The 761-nt window shown below is 66.4% G+C and carries 1 protein-coding gene and 1 pseudogene; both read left to right on the top strand.

All coding sequences use genetic code 11. The features are described from left to right. A partial coding sequence (gene yajC, locus G7A99_RS22550; protein ID WP_163144257.1) for a preprotein translocase subunit YajC occupies positions 1–342 on the top strand: 342 nt, incomplete at its 5' end. A gap of 24 nt (positions 343–366) precedes the next feature. After that, positions 367–761 (top strand): annotated as a pseudogene (secD, locus tag G7A99_RS22545) (protein translocase subunit SecD); the annotation flags it as partial.

The following is a 761-nucleotide window of genomic DNA, read 5'->3' as shown; positions in this document are numbered from 1 at the left end:
GGCGGTACGCTCACCAGTCTGATCTTTCCCGTTGCCCTGATCGTCATCTTCTACTTCCTGCTGATCCGTCCCCAGCAGAAGCGCGCCAAGGAGCACAAGAAGCTCGTCGAGGGCCTCGCCAAGGGCGACGAGATCGTCTCCAGCGGCGGGCTCGCCGGCAAGGTGACCGATGTCGGCGAGAACTTCGCCAGCGTCGAGATCGCCCCGAATGTCGAGATCCGGCTGCAGAAGAGTGCCGTGGCGCAGGTGCTGCCCAAGGGCACGCTCAAGCAGAAGCTGGAGAAGGCCGACAGCGGCCAGGACAAGTCGGGGAAGAAAGCCGGCAAGTCGGACGAGCAGTAATCCCGCCGCGACCAGGGAGTCGGCATGACCAACCGCTATCCGCTCTGGAAGTACCTCATCCTTGCGGTCGTGCTCGTGGTGGGGGTGATCTACGCGCTGCCGAACCTCTTCGGCTCGGACCCGGCGCTGCAGATATCCACTGAGTCCGGTGACCCTCCGGCGGAGACCGTGCAGCAGCGCGTCGTCGACCGCATCGAGGGCATGGGACTGGCAGTCAAGGGCACCGAGGTGCGCGAGGGCCGCTTCCTGGTCCGCCTCAACAACACCGAGGCCCAGCTCGCCGCCAAGGACGAGCTGGACGTCTCTCTGGGGCCGAAGTACACGGTCGCGCTCAACCTCGCGCAGTCCACACCGGACTGGCTGCGGGCGCTGGGGGCGCGGCCGATGTTCCTCGGCCTCGACCTGCGCGGCGGTGTTCA

The organism is Arhodomonas sp. KWT (assembly GCF_010993615.1).
Note: the sequence above shows the minus strand (reverse complement) of the source record. Positions and strands in the feature narration are given on the sequence as shown.